Genomic DNA, 17,668 nt, shown 5'->3' with positions numbered 1-17,668 from the left:
TATCATAACGCTTTTGTTTTTATGGCAGAAGCGTTAATTTTTTGCATTATCACAGATTTATTTACGGTTAAAATGTATAAAAATAAAAAAATGACAAAAAAATTGATATAATATATAAATTTTTGGTTACTTTTCAAACATTCTGTGGTAAACTAATGTGGTATATCAAAAAATGTGGGAGGAGACTCAAAAATGAGCAAAAAAGAAGGAAAAGGGTTAAAGTCTTTTAACAAGGGATTTCAAGTGCCTGACACCTACATCATTATCTTTTTAGTAGTTGTTGTAGCAGCACTTCTGACATTTCTTGTACCAAAGGGATTTTACGAAACACAGGACATTTCATACATGATTAATGGTGTTGAGAAAACCCGTACAGTAATTAAAGACGGAAGTTTCCAGTATCTGACAGATGATGCAGGGAACGTAGTAACAGAAGGAGTAGCACTCTTTAGTGGAGATGGTGGAACAGGATTCTTCAACTATATGTATAACGGAATCGTAAGTAGTTCTGCGATCGAGATTATCGCATTCCTTATGGTAGTAGGTGGTGCATTTGGTATCATGATCCGTACCGGTGCGATCGAATCCGGATTGATTGGATTGATCCGTAAGGCAAAGGGAGCCGAAAAACTGTTGATTCCAGTACTTTTCGTACTGTTTTCTCTTGGTGGAGCAGTTTTCGGAATGGGAGAAGAAGCACTTCCATTTACTATGATTCTTTGTCCATTATTTGTAGCAGTTGGATATGACTCCGTTATTGCAGTTCTTGTTACTTATGTTGCAACACAGATCGGTTTCGGTTCATCCTGGATGAATCCATTCTCTGTAGGTATTGCACAGGGTATTGCAGGGATTGACGTATTCTCAGGAGCAGGATTCCGTATGGTAATGTGGGTTGTATTTACAGCTCTTGGCTGTGGAATGACGATGTTCTATGCGTCAAAGGTTAAAAAGGCTCCGACAATCTCAATCGCATATGAGACGGATGCGTATTTCCGTGAACAGAACGAAAAAACAGGTATTGACGAAGGACATTCCTTTGGTCTTGGACACATTTTAGTTCTTCTGACACTGGCTGCTACAGTAGTCTGGGTGATCTGGGGAGTTATGACTCAGGGATATTACATGCCAGAGATCGCGACACAGTTCTTTATTATGGGAATTGTTTCCGGTGTGATCGGAGTTATCTTTAAGCTGAACGATATGAGATTGAATGATATTGCAACTTCTTTCAAAGATGGAGCAAAAGATCTGATTGGTGCAGCGCTTGTTGTTGCTATGGCTCAGGGTATCATGCAGGTTCTTGGTGGATCTGATCCGACTACACCTACAGTTATCAACACAATTATGTATAATATTTCAAATGCACTGTCAGGAGTATCCGGAGCAGTTGCAGCAGTACTTATGTATCTGTTCCAGTCCGTATTCAACTTTTTCGTTGTATCCGGAACAGGACAGGCTGCAATCACAATGCCGATTATGGCTCCACTGTCAGACCTGTTAGGTGTATCACGTCAGACAGCTGTAGTTGCATTCCAGCTTGGTGATGCATTTACAAACCTGATCGTTCCTACATCAGGATGTCTGATCGGATCTCTTGCAATTGCTAAGATCGAGTGGTCTAACTGGATCAAATTCATGTGGAAATTCCTCGGCGTATTGATGATTGGTGCAATTATTACAGTTCTGATCGCTGTCGGAATTGGATTCTAAAACAGGCATTTGATAATTGAAAGTGATTTAAGATGAAATTAATTCAGAGTATTGATGTTTATGCCCCGCAGCATCTGGGGAAAAAAGATGTATTGACGATCAATGACAAGATTGTCAAGATTAAAGATGCAGGTTCTATGTCAGCAGACGGATTTCTTTCTGATGCAGAAGTGATCGATGGAGAGGGGTTACTTTTAACTCCGGGATTCATTGATAGTCATGTTCATGTACTCGGAGGCGGTGGCGAAGGTGGATTCGCCAACCGTACTCCAGAAGCAACTATAGAAGGACTTACGAAGTTTGGAGTAACAACAGTTGTTGGCTGCCTTGGAACAGATGGAATCGGTCGTGATATGTGTGCACTGGTTGCAAAGACAAAAGGCTTGAATGAGCAGGGGATGTCTGCATATTGCTATACAGGTAGTTATCAGATTCCGGTCCGCACACTGACGGACAGTATTGTAAAAGACATTATGATGATTCAGGAAATTGTTGGAACAGGAGAAATCGCAATTTCTGATCATCGTTCTTCACAGCCGACTTTTGAAGAATTTGCACGTGTCGTTGCTGATACAAGACTTGGTGGCGTTCTTTCCGGGAAAGCTGGTATTGTAAATGTTCATCTTGGCGACAGTCCGAGATGTTTAGATCTTATTGAACGGGTGGTAGATGAGACAGAGATACCGGCTTCTCAAATACTTCCAACACATATCAACCGGAATGAGATGCTTTTCTGTAAGTCAATTGAGTATGCGCTGAAGGGTGGAGCAGTAGATTTTACCGGAAATGAAGATATTGACTATTGGGAAACTATCTGTGATGAAGTACGTGTATGCAATGGTATCAAACGTATGTTGGATGCAGGAGTAAATCCTGATCGTATGACAATTTCCTCCGATGGACAGGGAAGCCTTCCGATGTACAGTAGTGATGGTGAATTCCTTGGAATGGGCGTTGGACAGTCCAGCTGCCTTCTGAAAGAAGTAAAGGAATGTGTATTCAAAACAAAAATTCCATTAGAAATAGCTATTTCTACGATTACATCTAATCCGGCAGAGATTCTTCGCCTCAAAGGAAAAGGTAAGATTGAAGAAGGCTATGATGCGGATCTTTGTATTCTTGATCAGGGACTTCAGCTTATTGAAGTGATTGCAAGAGGCAACACAGTTTATAAAAAGTAAAGTATCTTGATGTCAGAAGCATCAGTCATTCAGTTGGCTGGTGCTTTTTTCAACATTAAATTTATTTTTCAGAGCACTTTATGATATAATGGACTCGTAGTCTTTTACAGACATAAGAACGGATATAAGGAGAATGTACTATTGATCAATCAGACAGCAAAGAAAATTTTGAAAGCATTATCTTTTGATGGAGTAGAAGTGGAAGCATTTCGTCATATGGCGGATTTAAAACGACTGGATCCAATGAAGATTTTTTATAAGAAAGTAGACGAGAAAATATATAACGGAAGTCATGCAGTTCCGATTCGAATATTTTTTCCAAGCGAGAAAAGCTTTCGAGAAAGTGAAGAAAAGAAGCATGATATTCAGGATAAAAAATTGCTTTTGTTCATACATGGCGGTGGATGGGTTACAGAAAGTATTGATAATTATGAAAGAATTTGCGCTCAGCTTGCGAATGCAACCGGACAATATGTAGTTGCAGTTGAATACAGACTGGCACCGGAAGATAAATTCCCGGCAGGTCTGGAAGATTGTTATGCTGTTGCAAAAGCGGTATATTCTGGAGATTTTATGTTAAATATAAGACCAGAAAACATTACTTTGATTGGAGACAGTGCCGGTGGAAATCTCTGCGCAGCATTATCTTTGATGGCAAGAGACCGCGGAGAATTCATGCCAAACAGACAGATTCTGATCTATCCGGCTACCTATAATGATTATACAGAGAATTCACCATTTGTATCTGTTAAGGAAAATGGATCCGATTATCTTTTGACTGCCGGAAAAATGCAGGATTATATTGATCTTTATGCGAGAAATGAGGAGGATAAGAAGAATCCTTATTTTGCACCATATATAGCTGAAGATTTAACAAATCAGCCGGATACATTGATCCTTACATGTGAATTTGATCCACTTCGAGATGAAGGGGAAGCGTATGGGGAACGCTTGAAAGAGGCTGGAAATCATGTGGAGATACATCGGATTAAAGATGCATTACATGGATACTTCGCGTTGGGAATCAAGCAGCTTCATGTACAGGAAAGTTTCACCTATATTAATGAATTTTTGAAAGGGGAAACACAGTGAGTAAGAAAAACGCACGCTGGAGGAAATTAGACAACGCAGCGAAATTATATTCTGCTGCCAGTAACAAAAAAGATACAAGAGTATTTCGATTTTACTGTGAATTAAAAGAAGAAGTAAATCCTAAAGCTTTACAGGAAGCACTGAATCAGACGATAGAAACATTTCCTACGTTTTTAATGGTACTTCGTAAGGGATTCTTTTGGCATTATCTTGAACCGTGTAATCTACGGCCGATTGTTAAAGAAGAATATAAAGAGCCATGCAGCAGACTCTATATAAGAGATAAGAAGACCCTACTATTTGAAGTAACTTATTATAAAAAACGAATCAATTTTGAAGTGTTTCATGTGTTGACAGACGGTACAGGGGCAACAGAATTCTTAAAAGAACTGGTAAAGAATTATTTATACCTTGTGCATAAAGAAGAAGGATTAGAACAGATTACATTACTGCCGGAAGATATGACTGTACAAGATCAGGAAGATGACAGTTTCTTAAAATATTATTCAAAAAATCAAAAACGACCGAAAAAAAGAAAACTAAATGCTTTTCAGATACGAAGGAAAAAGAAAGATGGAAATCATCTGCATGTCCATGAATCTGTTGTCTCAGTACAGGCAGTATTAAAGCGAAGCAGAGAACTCGGAGTATCCATGACGATCTTTTTGACAGCATTATTTATGATGGCAATAAACGAAGAAATGTCTAAGATGCAGAAGAAAAAGCCGGTTGTGTTAATGGTTCCGGTTAACCTAAGAAAGTTTTTTCCGTCTTCATCGATGTTGAATTTTTTTAACTGGATCGAACCGGGATATAATTTTACAACACAAGATCAAAGCTTTGAAGCAGTTCTGAAATATACGAAAGAATTTTTTGAGACAGAATTAACGAAAGAAAAAATGTCAGCACATATCAGCGAGTTACTAGCACTGGAATTGCATCCGATTTTGAGACTTGCGCCATTGGAACTTAAAAACCTTTGTATTCAGGCAGGCGCAAAATATTCGGAGAAGAATACAACAGCAATCTTTTCTAATATGAGCGCAGTTAAAATGCCTGCAAGTTATGTACCTTATATTGAACGATTTGGCGTATATACAAATACCCCGAAGCTTGAATTATGTTTGTGTTCCTTCCAGGATAAATTATCATTTGCATTTACATCCAGATACGACACAGTGAACATTGAACGCAACTTTTATCGCTTGTTAAAAGAACAGGGAATCATATCTGAAAAAGTAAAGCCTGAATTTCCAAAGACAGGTAAGCCAAGCGAACAGGAAATGAAAGTCTATAAGATCTATAGTTTTCTGTGTATTGCGATTGTTGCGGCAATGCTTGTTACGGATTTGAATTTCCACCCAAGAATTCGATGGACTTTATTTACAGCAGGAGGCGTTGTGACGATGTGGATTGCCTCGTCAATCGGATTTTTCAAACGTCATAATCTGCTGAAAAATGCGATGTGGCAGCTTATTATCGGTACAATCATCTGTTTTATATGGGATGCACTGACCGGATGGCACAGCTGGTCTGTAGATCTTGTGTTGCCGATCATGAGTGTATCTACACTTGCAGCAATGTTTGTAACTGCTAAAGTGCAGAAAAGTCCGGTGCGAGAGTATCTTATTTATGAAATTATGGCCGCTGGATATGGATTAATCCTTCCGGTAATCTTGCTTTTATGCGGGGTGGTGAAAAATCCAACAGTGAGTATGTTTGGAGCATTGACGTGTTTCTTATTCCTTGTAGCAGTGATTTTGTTCAAGGGAAGAGAATTTAAAGAAGAGATGCAGAAAAATCTGCATGTATAAAATAAGCAGAAGAGAAGAGCGTAAAAGTTAAAAGAGAAATAAATTGCTAAAGTAAAAAGCACAAGCTGGACATCAATTATCCCTTGTGCTTTTTACATCTAGAACCTATAAATCGGATTCACCATTATACTGAAAATGTAGAATATATCTTTACAAGTTCAATCATCATATCAACTACTTTATCCATACTCTGAACAGAAATGTGTTCATAAGGGCCATGATATCCATGACCTCCTGTACCAATATCCGGGCATGGAAGACCACGAAAACTCAGCTGGCATCCGTCAGTACCGCCTCGGATCGGTGAGACAATTGGAGTGAGTCCGGTTCTTTCACAGGCAAGCTTTGCATTATCGATCAGGTGCATATGTTCTTCAATAATATTTTTCATATTAAAGTACTGATCTTTTATATGCAGTTCAACTGTATTTTCTCCCCATTTTTTATTCAACTCATTAGTGATATCAGCGAGTTTGTCTTTTCTACGTTGAAAATTGTCTGTGTCATGGTCTCGGACGATATAATTTAGAGTAGCATGTCCACAATCTCCACTCATATGTATCAAATGATAGAAACCTTCATATCCTTCCGTGTCACGAGGTGTCTCGTGTAAAGGCAACAGACTATTGATTTCCATAGCCAGAAGACAAGCATTGACCATTGTATCCTTGGAAGAGCCCGGATGCACACTTACCCCATGAATATCAAAAGAAGCACTGCATGCATTAAAGTTCTCATACTCCAGTTCGCCCTCTGTAGAACCGTCTAATGTGTAGGCAAAATCTGCACCAAACAACCCCACGTCAAAATGAGAAGCACCGGTACCAATTTCTTCATCAGGAGTAAAGGCGATACAAATCGGACCATGAGGAATGGATTCCGCCTGCAGATGTTCAACCATAGTCAGGATTTCTGCAATTCCGGCTTTGTCATCAGCTCCTAAGATCGTGTTTCCATCTGTGGTAATAAGTGTATGTCCCTTTAATGATTCCAAATGCGGGAACATCTCAGGGCTTAAAATTAATCCACTATTACCAAGAGCAAGTTCTTTACCATCATAATGTTCTGTGATAATCGGACGAATCGGCTGCTCACAGTAATCGGCTACAGTGTCCATATGTGCGATAAAGCCAATAGCAGGTGCATTCTCATATCCTTTTGTTGCGGGAAGTTTCCCGTAGAGGAAACAATTATCAGTCAGCTGAATATTTGAAACCACAAGTTCTTCCATTTCTTTCTTTAAAAGATTGGCCAGATCAAACTGGCATGCAGAAGAAGGTGTTGAATCGCTGGATTCATCAGAAGGTGTTTTTATAACTGCATATTTTAGTAAACGTTCATAGGCTTTCATATAAAATCTCCTTAAAATGTAATTTGTTAGGTATATCGTATCATATTTGGCAGGAAGTGTATATTTGAAATCTGAAAAAGTACGTTTTTATTCGTATAGGAAGAATGGTATTCTTAACAGTGATGTGGTATACTGGACAATAGATTGACGTTGTTTTTTCACAAGTAGATGGAGAAAACAAATATGATAATGGGAGAGTAAAAATGATTATCAGAAAAGCAGAAGAAAAAGATATTCCAAGAATTTTAGAGCTATTAAAACAGGTATTACAAATTCATGCAGACATAAGACCTGATATTTTTATTCCGGGTACGACAAAATATACGATAGATGAATTGGCAGAGCTTCTGAAAAATAAAGAAAAGCCGATATATGTTGCAGTAGATGAGAATGATGTTTGCAGGGGATATGCATTTTGTCAATTACAGGAGCAGCCCTTTTCAAATAATATGGTGCAGTTTAAGTCTCTTTTTATTGATGATCTATGTGTCGATCAAGAGGCTCGAGGCCAGCATATTGGCGAAAGTCTGTTTGAATATGTAAAAAGTGAAGCGAAACAGCTGGGATGTTATGAAGTAACATTAAATGTATGGGCAGGAAATACTCCTGCTGAGAAATTTTATGAAAAAATGGGAATGCGAACAAAAGAAAGACAAATGGAGTACATATTATAAGATAGTTTTCACTTCGGGGATTACAATCAATAAAGCCGGTGGAGGATTTTGAATCCCGCATCGGCTTTGTTGAATTTATAGATAACTCGAAAGCTTATGCAACTGTAAAGGTGCTGAACCGTTAAAACTTTATTTGCTATGGTTCAGCAGTGCTTTAATGTCTTCTTCCGGTGTGGTAATAGGTGCAATGCCATAATTCTCCACTAGAAAATTCAGAATATTAGGAGACAAAAACGCCGGAAGAGAAGGACCAAGACGAATGTTTTTGATACCTAAATGCAGAAGCGTTAACAAGATGCAGACAGCCTTCTGTTCGTACCAGGAGAGAACAAAGGAGAGTGGAAGTTCATTTACGGAACATCCAAATGCATCTGCAAGTGCCACAGCAACCTGAATCGCACCATAAGCATCATTGCACTGCCCCATATCCATCAGCCGTGGCAGACCACCGATTTCTCCCAGCTCAAGATCATTAAAACGAAATTTTCCACATGCCAGGGTGAGGACAATACTGTCAGAAGGTGTCTGTTTTACGAATTCTGTGTAATAGTTTCGGCCCGGTTTGGCACCATCACAGCCGGCAACCAGGAAGAAATGACGGATTGCTCCTGATTTTACAGCTTCTACTACAGTACCTGCATGAGACAGGATAGCCGCATGACCAAAACCGGTTGTCACTTTTGTACCGCCATTGATGCCTGTGAGTATCTGATCTTCCTTGTAACCACCCAGTTCCAGTGCCTTTTCAATAACCGGCGTAAAATCTTTCTTTTCATTGATATGAACAGCACCTGGGAAAGCAACCATTTCTGTTGTAAATACTCTGTCAGCATAGCTGCTTTTTGGCGGCATCAGACAGTTGGTAGTGTAGAGAATCGGAGCTGGAAGATGATCGAACTCTTTCTGCTGATTCTGCCATGCGGTTCCAAAATTCCCTTTTAAATGAGAGAATTTTTTTAAGAACGGATAGGCATGGGCAGGGAGCATTTCACCATGAGTATAGATGTTGATTCCTGTTCCCTCTGTTTGTTCAAGCAAAAGCTGCAGGTCTCTCAGATCATGTCCGGTTACGACAATAAAAGGCCCCTTTTCTATTGTAAGTGTCACATCGGTTGGTTCTGGTATTCCATAGGTTTCTGTATTTGCCTTGTCAAGAAGTGCCATACACTTCAGATTGATTTCTCCTACTTTGAGCACTGTGGGAAGCAGAGTTTCCACACTCTCTCCATAACCAATCATAAACAATGCTTCGCAGAAGAATCGATTCACCTCGGCATCTTCATAATTCAGAACATTTGCATGATAGGCATAGGCTGCCATCCCACGAATCCCGAAAAGAATAAGAGACTTCAGAGAACGGATATCTTCGTTGGCATCCCACAGTTGTTGCATATCGTATTCATCTGTTTTACCGCATGGTGACTGACATTTGCTGCAGTCAGGAACCAGTCTTTCTTTTTCAGCTCTGACTTTTTGTATCATGTTTTCAATTGATGCATCGTCAAAATTCACATTTGTAACTGTAGTAAACAATCCTTCAATTATGATTTGCCCGGTTCTTTTAGAAATAGCAGTTGAACCGTCAACAGCTCTTGCAAGGCTGATCAACGCACCTGTCAGTTCATCCTGTAATCTGGCTGTATCTGCTTTTTTCCCACAGGCGCCGGCATTTCCTGTGCAGCCGGTACATCCGACTGTCTGTTCACACTGAAAACAAAACATTTTCTTATCCATTATTGCATTCTCCTTCTTTTTTTATTCTATAGTTTTCCCATCAATACCTATCGTTATAACCTGCCATGGTAAGAATTTTCCACTATTTTGAAGCGCTTTTTTTGCTGCCATCTCAAGACCACCACAGCAAGGAACTTCCATCCTTACGATCGTTACGCTTTGGATGTTGTTATTTTGAATGATTGCAGTTAATTTCTCACTATAATCCACCTGATCTAATTTAGGACAGCCGATTAATGTTACCTTATTCTGAATAAAATCCTTATGAAAACTTGCATAAGCGTAAGCAGTGCAATCGGCTGCGATTAAAAGCTTTGCACCGTCAAAATATGGTGCACTGACTGGTGCAAGTTTAATCTGGACTGGCCAGTTCTGAAGTTTTGATACAGAATCTACGGTTGAAGATGATTTTACAGACTCAGGTGTTTCTGTCCGCCGAATCTGCATGATTTTAGAACCAGGACAACCGGTGTGCGTAGACATTGCCTGATTTTGAGCAATTTTCTTATTCTGAGCTTCTTTTACGGCTTCTTCGTCATATGCAGGAGCTTCCCTTTCTTCAAAAGAAATGGCACCTGTAGGACATTCCGGAAGACAATCACCAAGTCCGTCACAGAAATGTTCTCTCACCAATTCTGCTTTTCCGTTAATGATGTCAATGGCACCTTCATGACAGGCATTCGCACAAGCACCGCATCCATTACATTTTTCTTTATCGATTCGAATAATCTTTCTTATCATTTTTACCCTCCATTTATAACATTTCACTTTTGTTTCTGCTAGAATCATAGTATAATAAATACAACTTGTATGTTTGATTTCCAACAGGAGGAACGATTTTGAAAAAATATTTGCCTATTCTAAGAAACAGTCCATTCTTCAAAGGCCTTACAGATAACGAGATATTATCCATATTGCATTGTGTAAATGCAACAATAATTTCCAAAGAACGAAATTCTTATATTTTCAGAGCGGGAGATTCTACCGAGGTAATGGGACTTGTGCTGTCAGGCTGTGTTCTTGTGATTCAGGAAGATCTCTGGGGACATCGAAATATTCTGTCAAAATGCCATACCGGTGATTTCTTTGGTGAGCCATATGCAGCAAGCCCGGGAGCTGTTTTAAATATCAGTGTGATAGCAGATGAGGATTGTGAAATTATTTCCCTGAATGTCCAGAGACTTCTTGTTTCCTGCCCGACGGCATGCGAGCATCATCAGAAACTGATCCGTAACCTTGTCAGTGTCCTGGCGAATAAGATACTGATCCTGAACGATAAGATCACCCATGTCGGGAAACGAACAACCAGAGATAAACTATTGTCGTATCTGTCAGCAGAATCTATCAGACATTCGTCGTTATCTTTTGATATTCCTTTTGACCGGCAGCAGCTGGCAGATTATCTTTGTATAGATCGTGCGGCAATGTCTACAGAGATATCAAAGTTACAAAAAGAAGGCTATCTAAAAACAAATAGAAAACATTTTGAATTGACCGTTTCTAATGACACAGATTCAAGAATAAAAATGTGACATATGTCACGGAAAATAGAGAATCAATTCAAAAGCTATTATATAGTGCAAGAGGAGGAAGCATTAAAATGATAAATAAATTACATTTGGCAATGATTGAATTATACAGAGGAGATGCAAAGAGGATTCAACATTTTTGTAAAGTACATAGTTATGCAAAATTGATCGCAGAAACAGAAAATGTAGATAAGGAATGCTTGTTTATCATTGAAGCAGCAGCTTTAACACATGATATTGGAATTCATTTCTGCGAAGAAAAATATGGGAACTGCAATGGAAAATTACAAGAAAAAGAAGGTCCTGCAATTGCAGATAAGATGCTCAAAGAATTAGGCTTTGATCAAGATGTATCTGATCGTGTCCAGTATCTGATTGCACATCACCATACATATAATAAGATTGATGAAATTGATTATCAGATATTGGTAGAGGCTGATTTCCTGGTTAATATTATGGAGGATAGTTTATCGAAAGAAGCTGCTTTAAAAGCTTATGAAAGTATTTTCAAAACAACATGCGGGAAAATGATTTGCAGGGAGATGTTTGATTTTTGCAGTTGATAATCAGACGAATACTGAGACCAGCTGTGAAGATAAAGCAGCATTTAAATACGGCAAAAGTGGAGGTTATTAACGGAAGTTATGATAATAAATGAAGAATGTAAAAAATGTCAGATAAAACGAAATATTAATAAATATCCTATTGATGCAACAGAAGGAAAGATAACAGAATATCAATATAAGGTGAAGGAGATTGTAAAGAATAGTGATGGGTTATCTACACCACAGGTTGCAGAAAAAATGGATAATCTTCGTCAGGAACTATTTGGAAATGTGATGGATTATACAGAAATCAAACAGCATTACAATCAATTAATGCTTGATCACTTTCCGTATATGAAAAATAAAGTTGATACATCTGAAAATCATTTAAAAATAGCAATACAGTATGCAATGGTTGGAAACTATATTGATTTTGGAGCTTTAGAAAATGTAAATGAAGGTGAGCTGAAAGCTCAATTAGATGAAGTAATAAATATAAATATAGATTCTAAGCTGTTGGATGTTTTTAAAAACGACTTGGTCAATGCGAAAAGGCTGGTTTATTTTACGGATAACTGCGGAGAAATTGTAACAGATAAGTTATTGATTTCAACGCTTCGCGATGTTAATCCTAATTTACATATAACTGTGATTGTAAGAGGCAAACCAGTTTTAAATGATGCTACACTAGAAGATGCAAAATACATTCACATGGAAGATGTTGCGCAAAAGGTAATTGGAAACGGTACCGGATTACCAGGTAATGTGGTTGGAGCAATCTCTAAGGAATCAATGGATGAGGTTGAGATTGCTGATCTGTTGATTTCTAAGGGACAGGGAAATTATGAAGGACTAAGTGGATGCGGATTAAATATTTACTATTTATTCCTGTGTAAATGTGAAATGTTTATGAGACGTTTCGGTGTCGAACAATTTACAGGAATTATGGCAAGAGAAAATAATAAAAAGTAATACTTGTGTGAAAGAGTAAATTCCACCGCTTAGTTTTGTAAATTGTTGAAAGAAATATATTGTTATATGATTACGCAAGTGATATACTTAAGCATAAGAAAACCGTGTGAAATTACAGTTTGCTTTTTGCACGGTTTTCTTTATACTAGATAGTTAGTTAAAACTAACGCAGTGAAAGATTATAGAATAACAGATATTAGGCAATATAATCAATAAGCTATAGAACTAATACTATACCGCTGAAGATAATTATTTTTGCCAATGAATTTTTTCGAACATATCAATGAAGAAATGCGGATGCAAGACGAAAAAGGTACAGTGATTGGAGAAAAAAGCATGAAAAATGAAGAATATAAAAAATTGTCAATTAAAGAATTTACAAAAGCAGCAGGAAGATATGAAAGTAGCCATGCTGGTATTTACGAAATGTGCAAGAAAGATTATCCGGATATTCTGGAAGAATTAGAGAAGGAGCCATTTAGAGATTTATTAGATGCAGGCTGCGGGCCTGCTCCGATGATTTCTTTATTAGTAGAAAAATATCCAGACCGACATTATACAGGACTGGATCTGACTCCGGCCATGATTGAACAGGCAAAAAAGAAAAATATTTCAAATGCAACATTTGTTGTAGGAGACTGTGAGAACTTTCCTTTTGAAAAGGATTCATTTGATGCAATTATTTGTTCTATGAGTTTCCATCATTATCCGAATCCACAGGCATTTTTTGACAGTGTGAAGAGATGTCTTCGCCCAAATGGAAGGTTGGTTCTTAGAGATGTGACCAGTGACAACAAAGTATTGGTATGGCTAATGAATACATTGGAAATGCCGTTGGCAAATATATGCGGACATGGAGATGTCCAGGTGCCAACAAGAGATGTGGTCATAAAATGTTGCAAAAAAGCAGGATTAAAAGTAGAAAAATTTGAAATTCGTAAAGGTATGCGAATGCATTGTGTTGTGAGAAAACCTATGGGAAAGGCGATAGGAAATGAAAGATAAGTATCTTAAGGAAACACGAATGGTTGATTTTTCTAATCCGGCAATTCAAAAACTTATTCAAAATATGAAATGGAAGGAAATGGGTGAATTTGAAAGGATTAAGGCAATCTACAACTATGTAAGAGATGATATTTTATTTGGATATAATATTGATGACGGAATTTCGGCTTCAAAAGTACTTGCAGATGGTTATGGACAATGTAATACTAAAGGAACTTTATTCATGGCACTTTTACGTGCCTGCAATATTCCATGCAGAGTACATGGTTTTACGATTGATAAAAGCCTGCAGAAAGGAGCTATGACCGGGTTTGTTTACCGTAATGCTCCAAAAAATATTTTCCATAGCTGGGTAGAAATTAATTTTGAAAATCAGTGGTATGAACTGGAAGCTTTCATTTTGGATAAAACCTATATAAAGAAGTTACAGGAACGAAATCCGGAATGTAAAGGTGCATTTTGCGGTTATGGAGTAGCAGTCAAGGATTTCAGAAATCTCATTATCGAATTTGATAGGAACAATACTTATATTCAGAGCGAGGGAATCAATCAGGATTTTGGTGTTTATGATTGTCCAGATGAACTGTTGAAGGAACATCATCAAGAAATTTCAGCCTTTAAGGCATTTGTTTATAGACATATTGGAAGACACCTCATGAATCGTAATGTCAGGAAGATTAGAGAACGATAGTTTTAAACTTTTAGAATTAAAAATTTGTAGGAATATAAAGACATGGAATTAAGATTATTACGTTATTTTTTAACAGTAGCAAAAGAACAGAGCTTTACAAAAGCAGCAGAACAATTGCATATTACCCAGCCAACGCTATCCAGACAAATGGCGGCATTTGAAGAGGAACTGGGAATAACATTATTTATTCGAAACGGGAAGAAAATATCGCTTACTGATGAGGGAATTTTATTAAAAAGGCGTGCCTTAGAGATTCTTAATCTTGAGGAAAGAACGCTTGAGGAACTGAAAGGAAAAGAAGAGGTTGTAGAGGGCACGATAACCATTGGATGCGGTGAATTTGCAGCAGTGGAGACATTGGCGAAGATATGTAAAACATATAAAGAAAAATATCCGCTGGTTCAGATTGTATTGCATACTGCAACAGCAGATGCAGTGTATGAGATGATGAACAAAGGACTTGTAGATATTGCATTATTCATGGAGCCGGTGGACACCGAAGGGCTGGATTATATCCGGATCACAGATTGCGATCACTGGTGTGTCGGAATGCGGCCGGATGATCCGCTGGCAGAAAAAGAGTTTATAAGAAAAGAAGATCTTATTGGAAAACCATTGATCCTGCCGGAAAGAGTAAATGTTCAAAGTGAACTTGCCAATTGGTTTGGAAAAGACTTTTCGAAACTGCAGATTGCTTTTACAAGTAATCTTGGAACGAATGCCGGAGTTATGGCAGCAAATGGACTGGGGTATCCAATTTCAATTGAGGGTGCTGCAACAAAGTATTGGCGAGAGGATATTCTTGTACAGCGAAGAATTTCTCCTGAAATCACGACCAGTACGGTGATTGCCTGGCGACGGAATATCCCATATTCTTTGGCAGTCCGTAAAATGATCGAGGAGATTAATGCTTTTCAGGCATAAAACAAAATTCAATATAAGCATTAGACATAATGAAGCGATAGAGCTTAAAATAGATGTGTAAGATGAATGTAAATCTTATACATCTATTTTTTGTGAAAAATACGTATAGAAAGGGGCTTTTTATTATGAGTAAAAAATTAGTGGCATTTTTCAGTGCAAGCGGAACAACAAAAAAAGTAGCACAGATGATCGCAGAGGAAGCAAAAGCGGATTTGTTTGAGATTGAGCCGAAGATTCCATATACAAAGGCAGATCTTGACTGGATGAATAAAAAATCCCGAAGCAGTGTGGAAATGAGTGATAAGAAATACAGACCGGAGATTATGGAAAAAGAGATCGATATGAGTTCTTATGACGAGATCTTTCTGGGATTCCCAATCTGGTGGTATGTGGCTCCGACAATCATCAATACATTTTTGGAAACTTATGATTTCAGCGGCAAAAAGATCGTGCTTTTTGCAACATCCGGTGGAAGTGGATTTGGTAATACTGTAAAGGAATTGCAGACATCCGCACCAGATGCGGTGATCACAGAAGGCAGTCTGTTAAATCGTGGAACAAAACAGGAAATCAGTGAGTGGGTAAAATCTTTATAAATAACAGTGCTATGGAGGTATACAGAATATGGAAAAAATAGTACAGACAGCAGGAAAAAATGCACTTGGTGAATTTGCACCGGAGTTTGCACATTTTAACGATGATGTACTTTTCGGTGAAAACTGGAATAACCAGGATATCGATGTAAAAACAAGAAGTATTATTACCGTGGTTGCTCTGATGGCTTCCGGAATTACGGATTCTTCTTTAAAATATCATCTTCAAAATGCAAAAAATCATGGTGTGACACAAAAAGAGATTGCTGCAGTGATCACACATGCCGCATTCTATGCAGGTTGGCCAAAAGCATGGGCTGTTTTCAATCTTGCAAAGGAAGTGTGGGAAACAGGCGAAGGAGATTTGCCATACGAAGAGGAAGCGATGCGCGCGCATGCAAAAGAGATGGTATTTCCAATCGGTGCACCAAATGATGGTTTTGCACAGTATTTTCCGGCAGAAGTTTTCTTGCACCGATCTCTACCTCTCAGGTTGGAATTTTCAATGTGACATTTGAACCTGGATGCAGAAATAACTGGCATATTCATCATGCAAAAAGTGGCGGTGGACAGATTCTGGTATGCGTTGCCGGAAGAGGATATTATCAGGAAGAATGTAAAGAAGCTATAGAAATGAAGCCAGGCGACTGCATCAATATTCCGGCAGAAGTAAAACACTGGCATGGCGCAGCACCGGATGAATGGTTTTCACATCTGGCAATAGAAGTTCCGGGCGAAAATAGTTCCAATGAATGGCTTGAACCGGTAAGTGATGAAGAATATAGAAAACTAAAATAGGAAGGTTGAAAAAAGTATATTTATAAGACAATTTGCATATGGAGGTTATATTTATGTTGAAAGCAGAAGAATTAAAACTAGTATCTGAATGGGATAAAACTTTTCCAAAAAGTGAAAAAGTAGATCATGAGAAAGTGACATTTGTAAATCGTTATGGAATCACACTTGCTGCAGATTTGTATAAGCCGAAAAATGCATTTGGCAAATATCCAGCGATTGCTGTAAGTGGACCATTTGGTGCAGTCAAAGAACAGTGTTCCGGACTGTATGCACAGACGATGGCTGAAAAAGGATACCTTACTATTGCATTTGATCCTTCTTTTACGGGGGAAAGTGGAGGCAATCCAAGATACATGGCTTCTCCGGATATTAATACAGAAGATTTCATGGCTGCTGTTGATTTCCTTTCTGTTCGGGAAGAGGTAGATCAAGATAGAATAGGAATCATTGGAATCTGTGGCTGGGGTGGGATGGCTCTTAACGCAGCTGCACTCGATACAAGAATAAAAGCAACGGTTGCATCTACCATGTATGATATGACAAGGGTAAATGCGAATGGGTACTTTGATTCTGAGGACAGTGAAGAAGCACGTTATGCGAAGAAGCAGTCGCTGAATACACTCAGAACACAAGAATACTGTAAAGGCGAATATTCCAGAGCTGGTGGTTGTGTTTCTCTTCCGGTTCCAGAGGATGCCCCTTTCTTTGTAAAAGATTACAGTGAGTATTATAAAGGCAGATGTTATCATAAAAGAAGCCTGAATTCCAATGATGGATGGAACAGTATTGGATGTATGTCATTTATGAATCAGCCAATATTAAAGTACAGTAATGAAATCAGAAGTGCAGTCCTCATTGTTCACGGAGAAAAAGCACACAGCTATTATTTTGGAAAAGATGCTTATGAAAATATGATTAAGGACAGCAAGTACACATCCAATAAAGAGCTGCTAACAATTCCAGGGGCTGTTCATACAGATCTTTACGATAATCTGGATGTAATCCCATTTGATAAAATCCAGAAATTTTTTGAAGAAAACGGAGTTGGTTAA

At 38.3% G+C, this 17,668-nt stretch carries 16 protein-coding genes and 1 pseudogene; 14 read left to right on the top strand and 3 right to left on the bottom strand.

Annotated features, from left to right (window positions below; genetic code table 11):
* Positions 1-192: 192 nt before the first annotated feature.
* The 4 genes from yfcC (at position 193) to LI162_RS06420 (ending at position 5,800) form a co-directional block, all read left to right on the top strand.
* Positions 193-1,713, top strand: coding sequence for a putative basic amino acid antiporter YfcC (gene yfcC / locus LI162_RS06435; RefSeq protein ID WP_054751303.1), 1,521 nt, complete (start codon positions 193-195; stop codon positions 1,711-1,713).
* A 32-nt stretch (positions 1,714-1,745) separates the two neighbouring features.
* Positions 1,746-2,894: a beta-aspartyl-peptidase gene (gene iadA, locus LI162_RS06430; RefSeq protein ID WP_227156074.1), complete on the top strand. Its 1,149-nt coding sequence runs from the start codon at positions 1,746-1,748 to the stop codon at positions 2,892-2,894.
* 141 nt (positions 2,895-3,035) lie between these two features.
* Positions 3,036-3,986, top strand: a complete 951-nt coding sequence (locus LI162_RS06425) for an alpha/beta hydrolase (protein WP_055165207.1) — start codon at positions 3,036-3,038, stop codon at positions 3,984-3,986.
* Positions 3,983-5,800, top strand: coding sequence for a DUF6320 domain-containing protein (locus tag LI162_RS06420; RefSeq protein WP_227156072.1), 1,818 nt, complete (start codon positions 3,983-3,985; stop codon positions 5,798-5,800). Before LI162_RS06425 ends, LI162_RS06420 begins: the two co-directional genes overlap by 4 nt.
* 124 nt (positions 5,801-5,924) lie before the next feature.
* Here the strand turns inward: LI162_RS06420 and pepT are convergent, their stop codons facing one another.
* Positions 5,925-7,151: a peptidase T gene (pepT, locus tag LI162_RS06415; RefSeq protein ID WP_227156070.1), complete on the bottom strand. Its 1,227-nt coding sequence runs from the start codon at positions 7,149-7,151 to the stop codon at positions 5,925-5,927.
* A gap of 203 nt (positions 7,152-7,354) precedes the next feature.
* Between pepT and LI162_RS06410 the strand changes: the two genes are divergently transcribed.
* Positions 7,355-7,825, top strand: a complete 471-nt coding sequence (locus LI162_RS06410) for a GNAT family N-acetyltransferase (RefSeq protein ID WP_117826920.1) — start codon at positions 7,355-7,357, stop codon at positions 7,823-7,825.
* Positions 7,826-7,954: 129 nt separating this feature from the next.
* On the opposite strand, the gene hcp is transcribed toward LI162_RS06410, so the two are convergent.
* Positions 7,955-9,559, bottom strand: coding sequence for a hydroxylamine reductase (hcp, locus tag LI162_RS06405; protein ID WP_227156068.1), 1,605 nt, complete (start codon positions 9,557-9,559; stop codon positions 7,955-7,957).
* A 21-nt stretch (positions 9,560-9,580) separates the two neighbouring features.
* The gene (locus LI162_RS06400; protein ID WP_227156066.1) at positions 9,581-10,300 is read right to left on the bottom strand and encodes an ATP-binding protein; all 720 of its coding nucleotides are present in this window, start codon (positions 10,298-10,300) and stop codon (positions 9,581-9,583) included.
* 98 nt (positions 10,301-10,398) lie between these two features.
* Between LI162_RS06400 and LI162_RS06395 the strand changes: the two genes are divergently transcribed.
* The 9 genes and pseudogenes from LI162_RS06395 (at position 10,399) to LI162_RS06355 (ending at position 17,668) form a co-directional block, all read left to right on the top strand.
* Positions 10,399-11,091, top strand: a complete 693-nt coding sequence (locus LI162_RS06395) for a Crp/Fnr family transcriptional regulator (protein ID WP_118143074.1) — start codon at positions 10,399-10,401, stop codon at positions 11,089-11,091.
* Between the two features lie 68 nt (positions 11,092-11,159).
* Positions 11,160-11,651: an HD domain-containing protein gene (locus LI162_RS06390; protein ID WP_227156064.1), complete on the top strand. Its 492-nt coding sequence runs from the start codon at positions 11,160-11,162 to the stop codon at positions 11,649-11,651.
* Between the two features lie 81 nt (positions 11,652-11,732).
* Positions 11,733-12,605, top strand: a complete 873-nt coding sequence (locus LI162_RS06385; protein WP_227156062.1) for a damage-control phosphatase ARMT1 family protein — start codon at positions 11,733-11,735, stop codon at positions 12,603-12,605.
* 336 nt (positions 12,606-12,941) lie between these two features.
* The gene (locus LI162_RS06380; protein ID WP_227156060.1) at positions 12,942-13,610 is read left to right on the top strand and encodes a class I SAM-dependent methyltransferase; all 669 of its coding nucleotides are present in this window, start codon (positions 12,942-12,944) and stop codon (positions 13,608-13,610) included.
* Positions 13,600-14,301 (top strand): transglutaminase-like domain-containing protein, encoded by a 702-nt coding sequence (locus LI162_RS06375; RefSeq protein WP_227156058.1) that lies wholly within the window; start codon positions 13,600-13,602, stop codon positions 14,299-14,301. Before LI162_RS06380 ends, LI162_RS06375 begins: the two co-directional genes overlap by 11 nt.
* A 42-nt stretch (positions 14,302-14,343) precedes the next feature.
* The gene (locus LI162_RS06370) at positions 14,344-15,225 is read left to right on the top strand and encodes a LysR family transcriptional regulator (protein ID WP_227156056.1); all 882 of its coding nucleotides are present in this window, start codon (positions 14,344-14,346) and stop codon (positions 15,223-15,225) included.
* Positions 15,226-15,350: 125 nt separating this feature from the next.
* A complete protein-coding gene (locus tag LI162_RS06365; RefSeq protein ID WP_155203121.1) occupies positions 15,351-15,821 on the top strand; it encodes a flavodoxin in 471 nt (156 codons plus the stop codon).
* A gap of 28 nt (positions 15,822-15,849) precedes the next feature.
* A pseudogene (locus tag LI162_RS15915) lies at positions 15,850-16,616 on the top strand (carboxymuconolactone decarboxylase family protein).
* A gap of 53 nt (positions 16,617-16,669) precedes the next feature.
* Complete coding sequence (locus tag LI162_RS06355) at positions 16,670-17,668, top strand: alpha/beta hydrolase (RefSeq protein ID WP_015529826.1); 999 nt, start codon at positions 16,670-16,672, stop codon at positions 17,666-17,668.

It is taken from the genome of Mediterraneibacter sp. 210702-DFI.3.120 (assembly GCF_020561005.1).
In the GTDB taxonomy this organism is placed as follows: Bacteria; Bacillota; Clostridia; order Lachnospirales; family Lachnospiraceae; genus Mediterraneibacter; species Mediterraneibacter faecis.
Note: the sequence above shows the minus strand (reverse complement) of the source record. Positions and strands in the feature narration are given on the sequence as shown.

Excerpts from the sequence above, each read along its gene's own strand:
- LI162_RS06365 (WP_155203121.1), top strand. The coding sequence starts at position 15,351 with ATGAGTAAAAAATTAGTGGCATTTTTCAGTGCAAGCGGAACAACAAAA.
- LI162_RS06410 (WP_117826920.1), top strand. The coding sequence starts at position 7,355 with ATGATTATCAGAAAAGCAGAAGAAAAAGATATTCCAAGAATTTTAGAG.
- LI162_RS06385 (WP_227156062.1), top strand. The coding sequence starts at position 11,733 with ATGATAATAAATGAAGAATGTAAAAAATGTCAGATAAAACGAAATATT.
- iadA (WP_227156074.1), top strand. The coding sequence starts at position 1,746 with ATGAAATTAATTCAGAGTATTGATGTTTATGCCCCGCAGCATCTGGGG.
- yfcC (WP_054751303.1), top strand. The coding sequence starts at position 193 with ATGAGCAAAAAAGAAGGAAAAGGGTTAAAGTCTTTTAACAAGGGATTT.
- pepT (WP_227156070.1), bottom strand. The coding sequence starts at position 7,151 with ATGAAAGCCTATGAACGTTTACTAAAATATGCAGTTATAAAAACACCT.
- LI162_RS06370 (WP_227156056.1), top strand. The coding sequence starts at position 14,344 with ATGGAATTAAGATTATTACGTTATTTTTTAACAGTAGCAAAAGAACAG.
- LI162_RS06375 (WP_227156058.1), top strand. The coding sequence starts at position 13,600 with ATGAAAGATAAGTATCTTAAGGAAACACGAATGGTTGATTTTTCTAAT.
- LI162_RS06380 (WP_227156060.1), top strand. The coding sequence starts at position 12,942 with ATGAAAAATGAAGAATATAAAAAATTGTCAATTAAAGAATTTACAAAA.
- hcp (WP_227156068.1), bottom strand. The coding sequence starts at position 9,559 with ATGGATAAGAAAATGTTTTGTTTTCAGTGTGAACAGACAGTCGGATGT.
- LI162_RS06355 (WP_015529826.1), top strand. The coding sequence starts at position 16,670 with ATGTTGAAAGCAGAAGAATTAAAACTAGTATCTGAATGGGATAAAACT.
- LI162_RS06400 (WP_227156066.1), bottom strand. The coding sequence starts at position 10,300 with ATGATAAGAAAGATTATTCGAATCGATAAAGAAAAATGTAATGGATGC.
- LI162_RS06390 (WP_227156064.1), top strand. The coding sequence starts at position 11,160 with ATGATAAATAAATTACATTTGGCAATGATTGAATTATACAGAGGAGAT.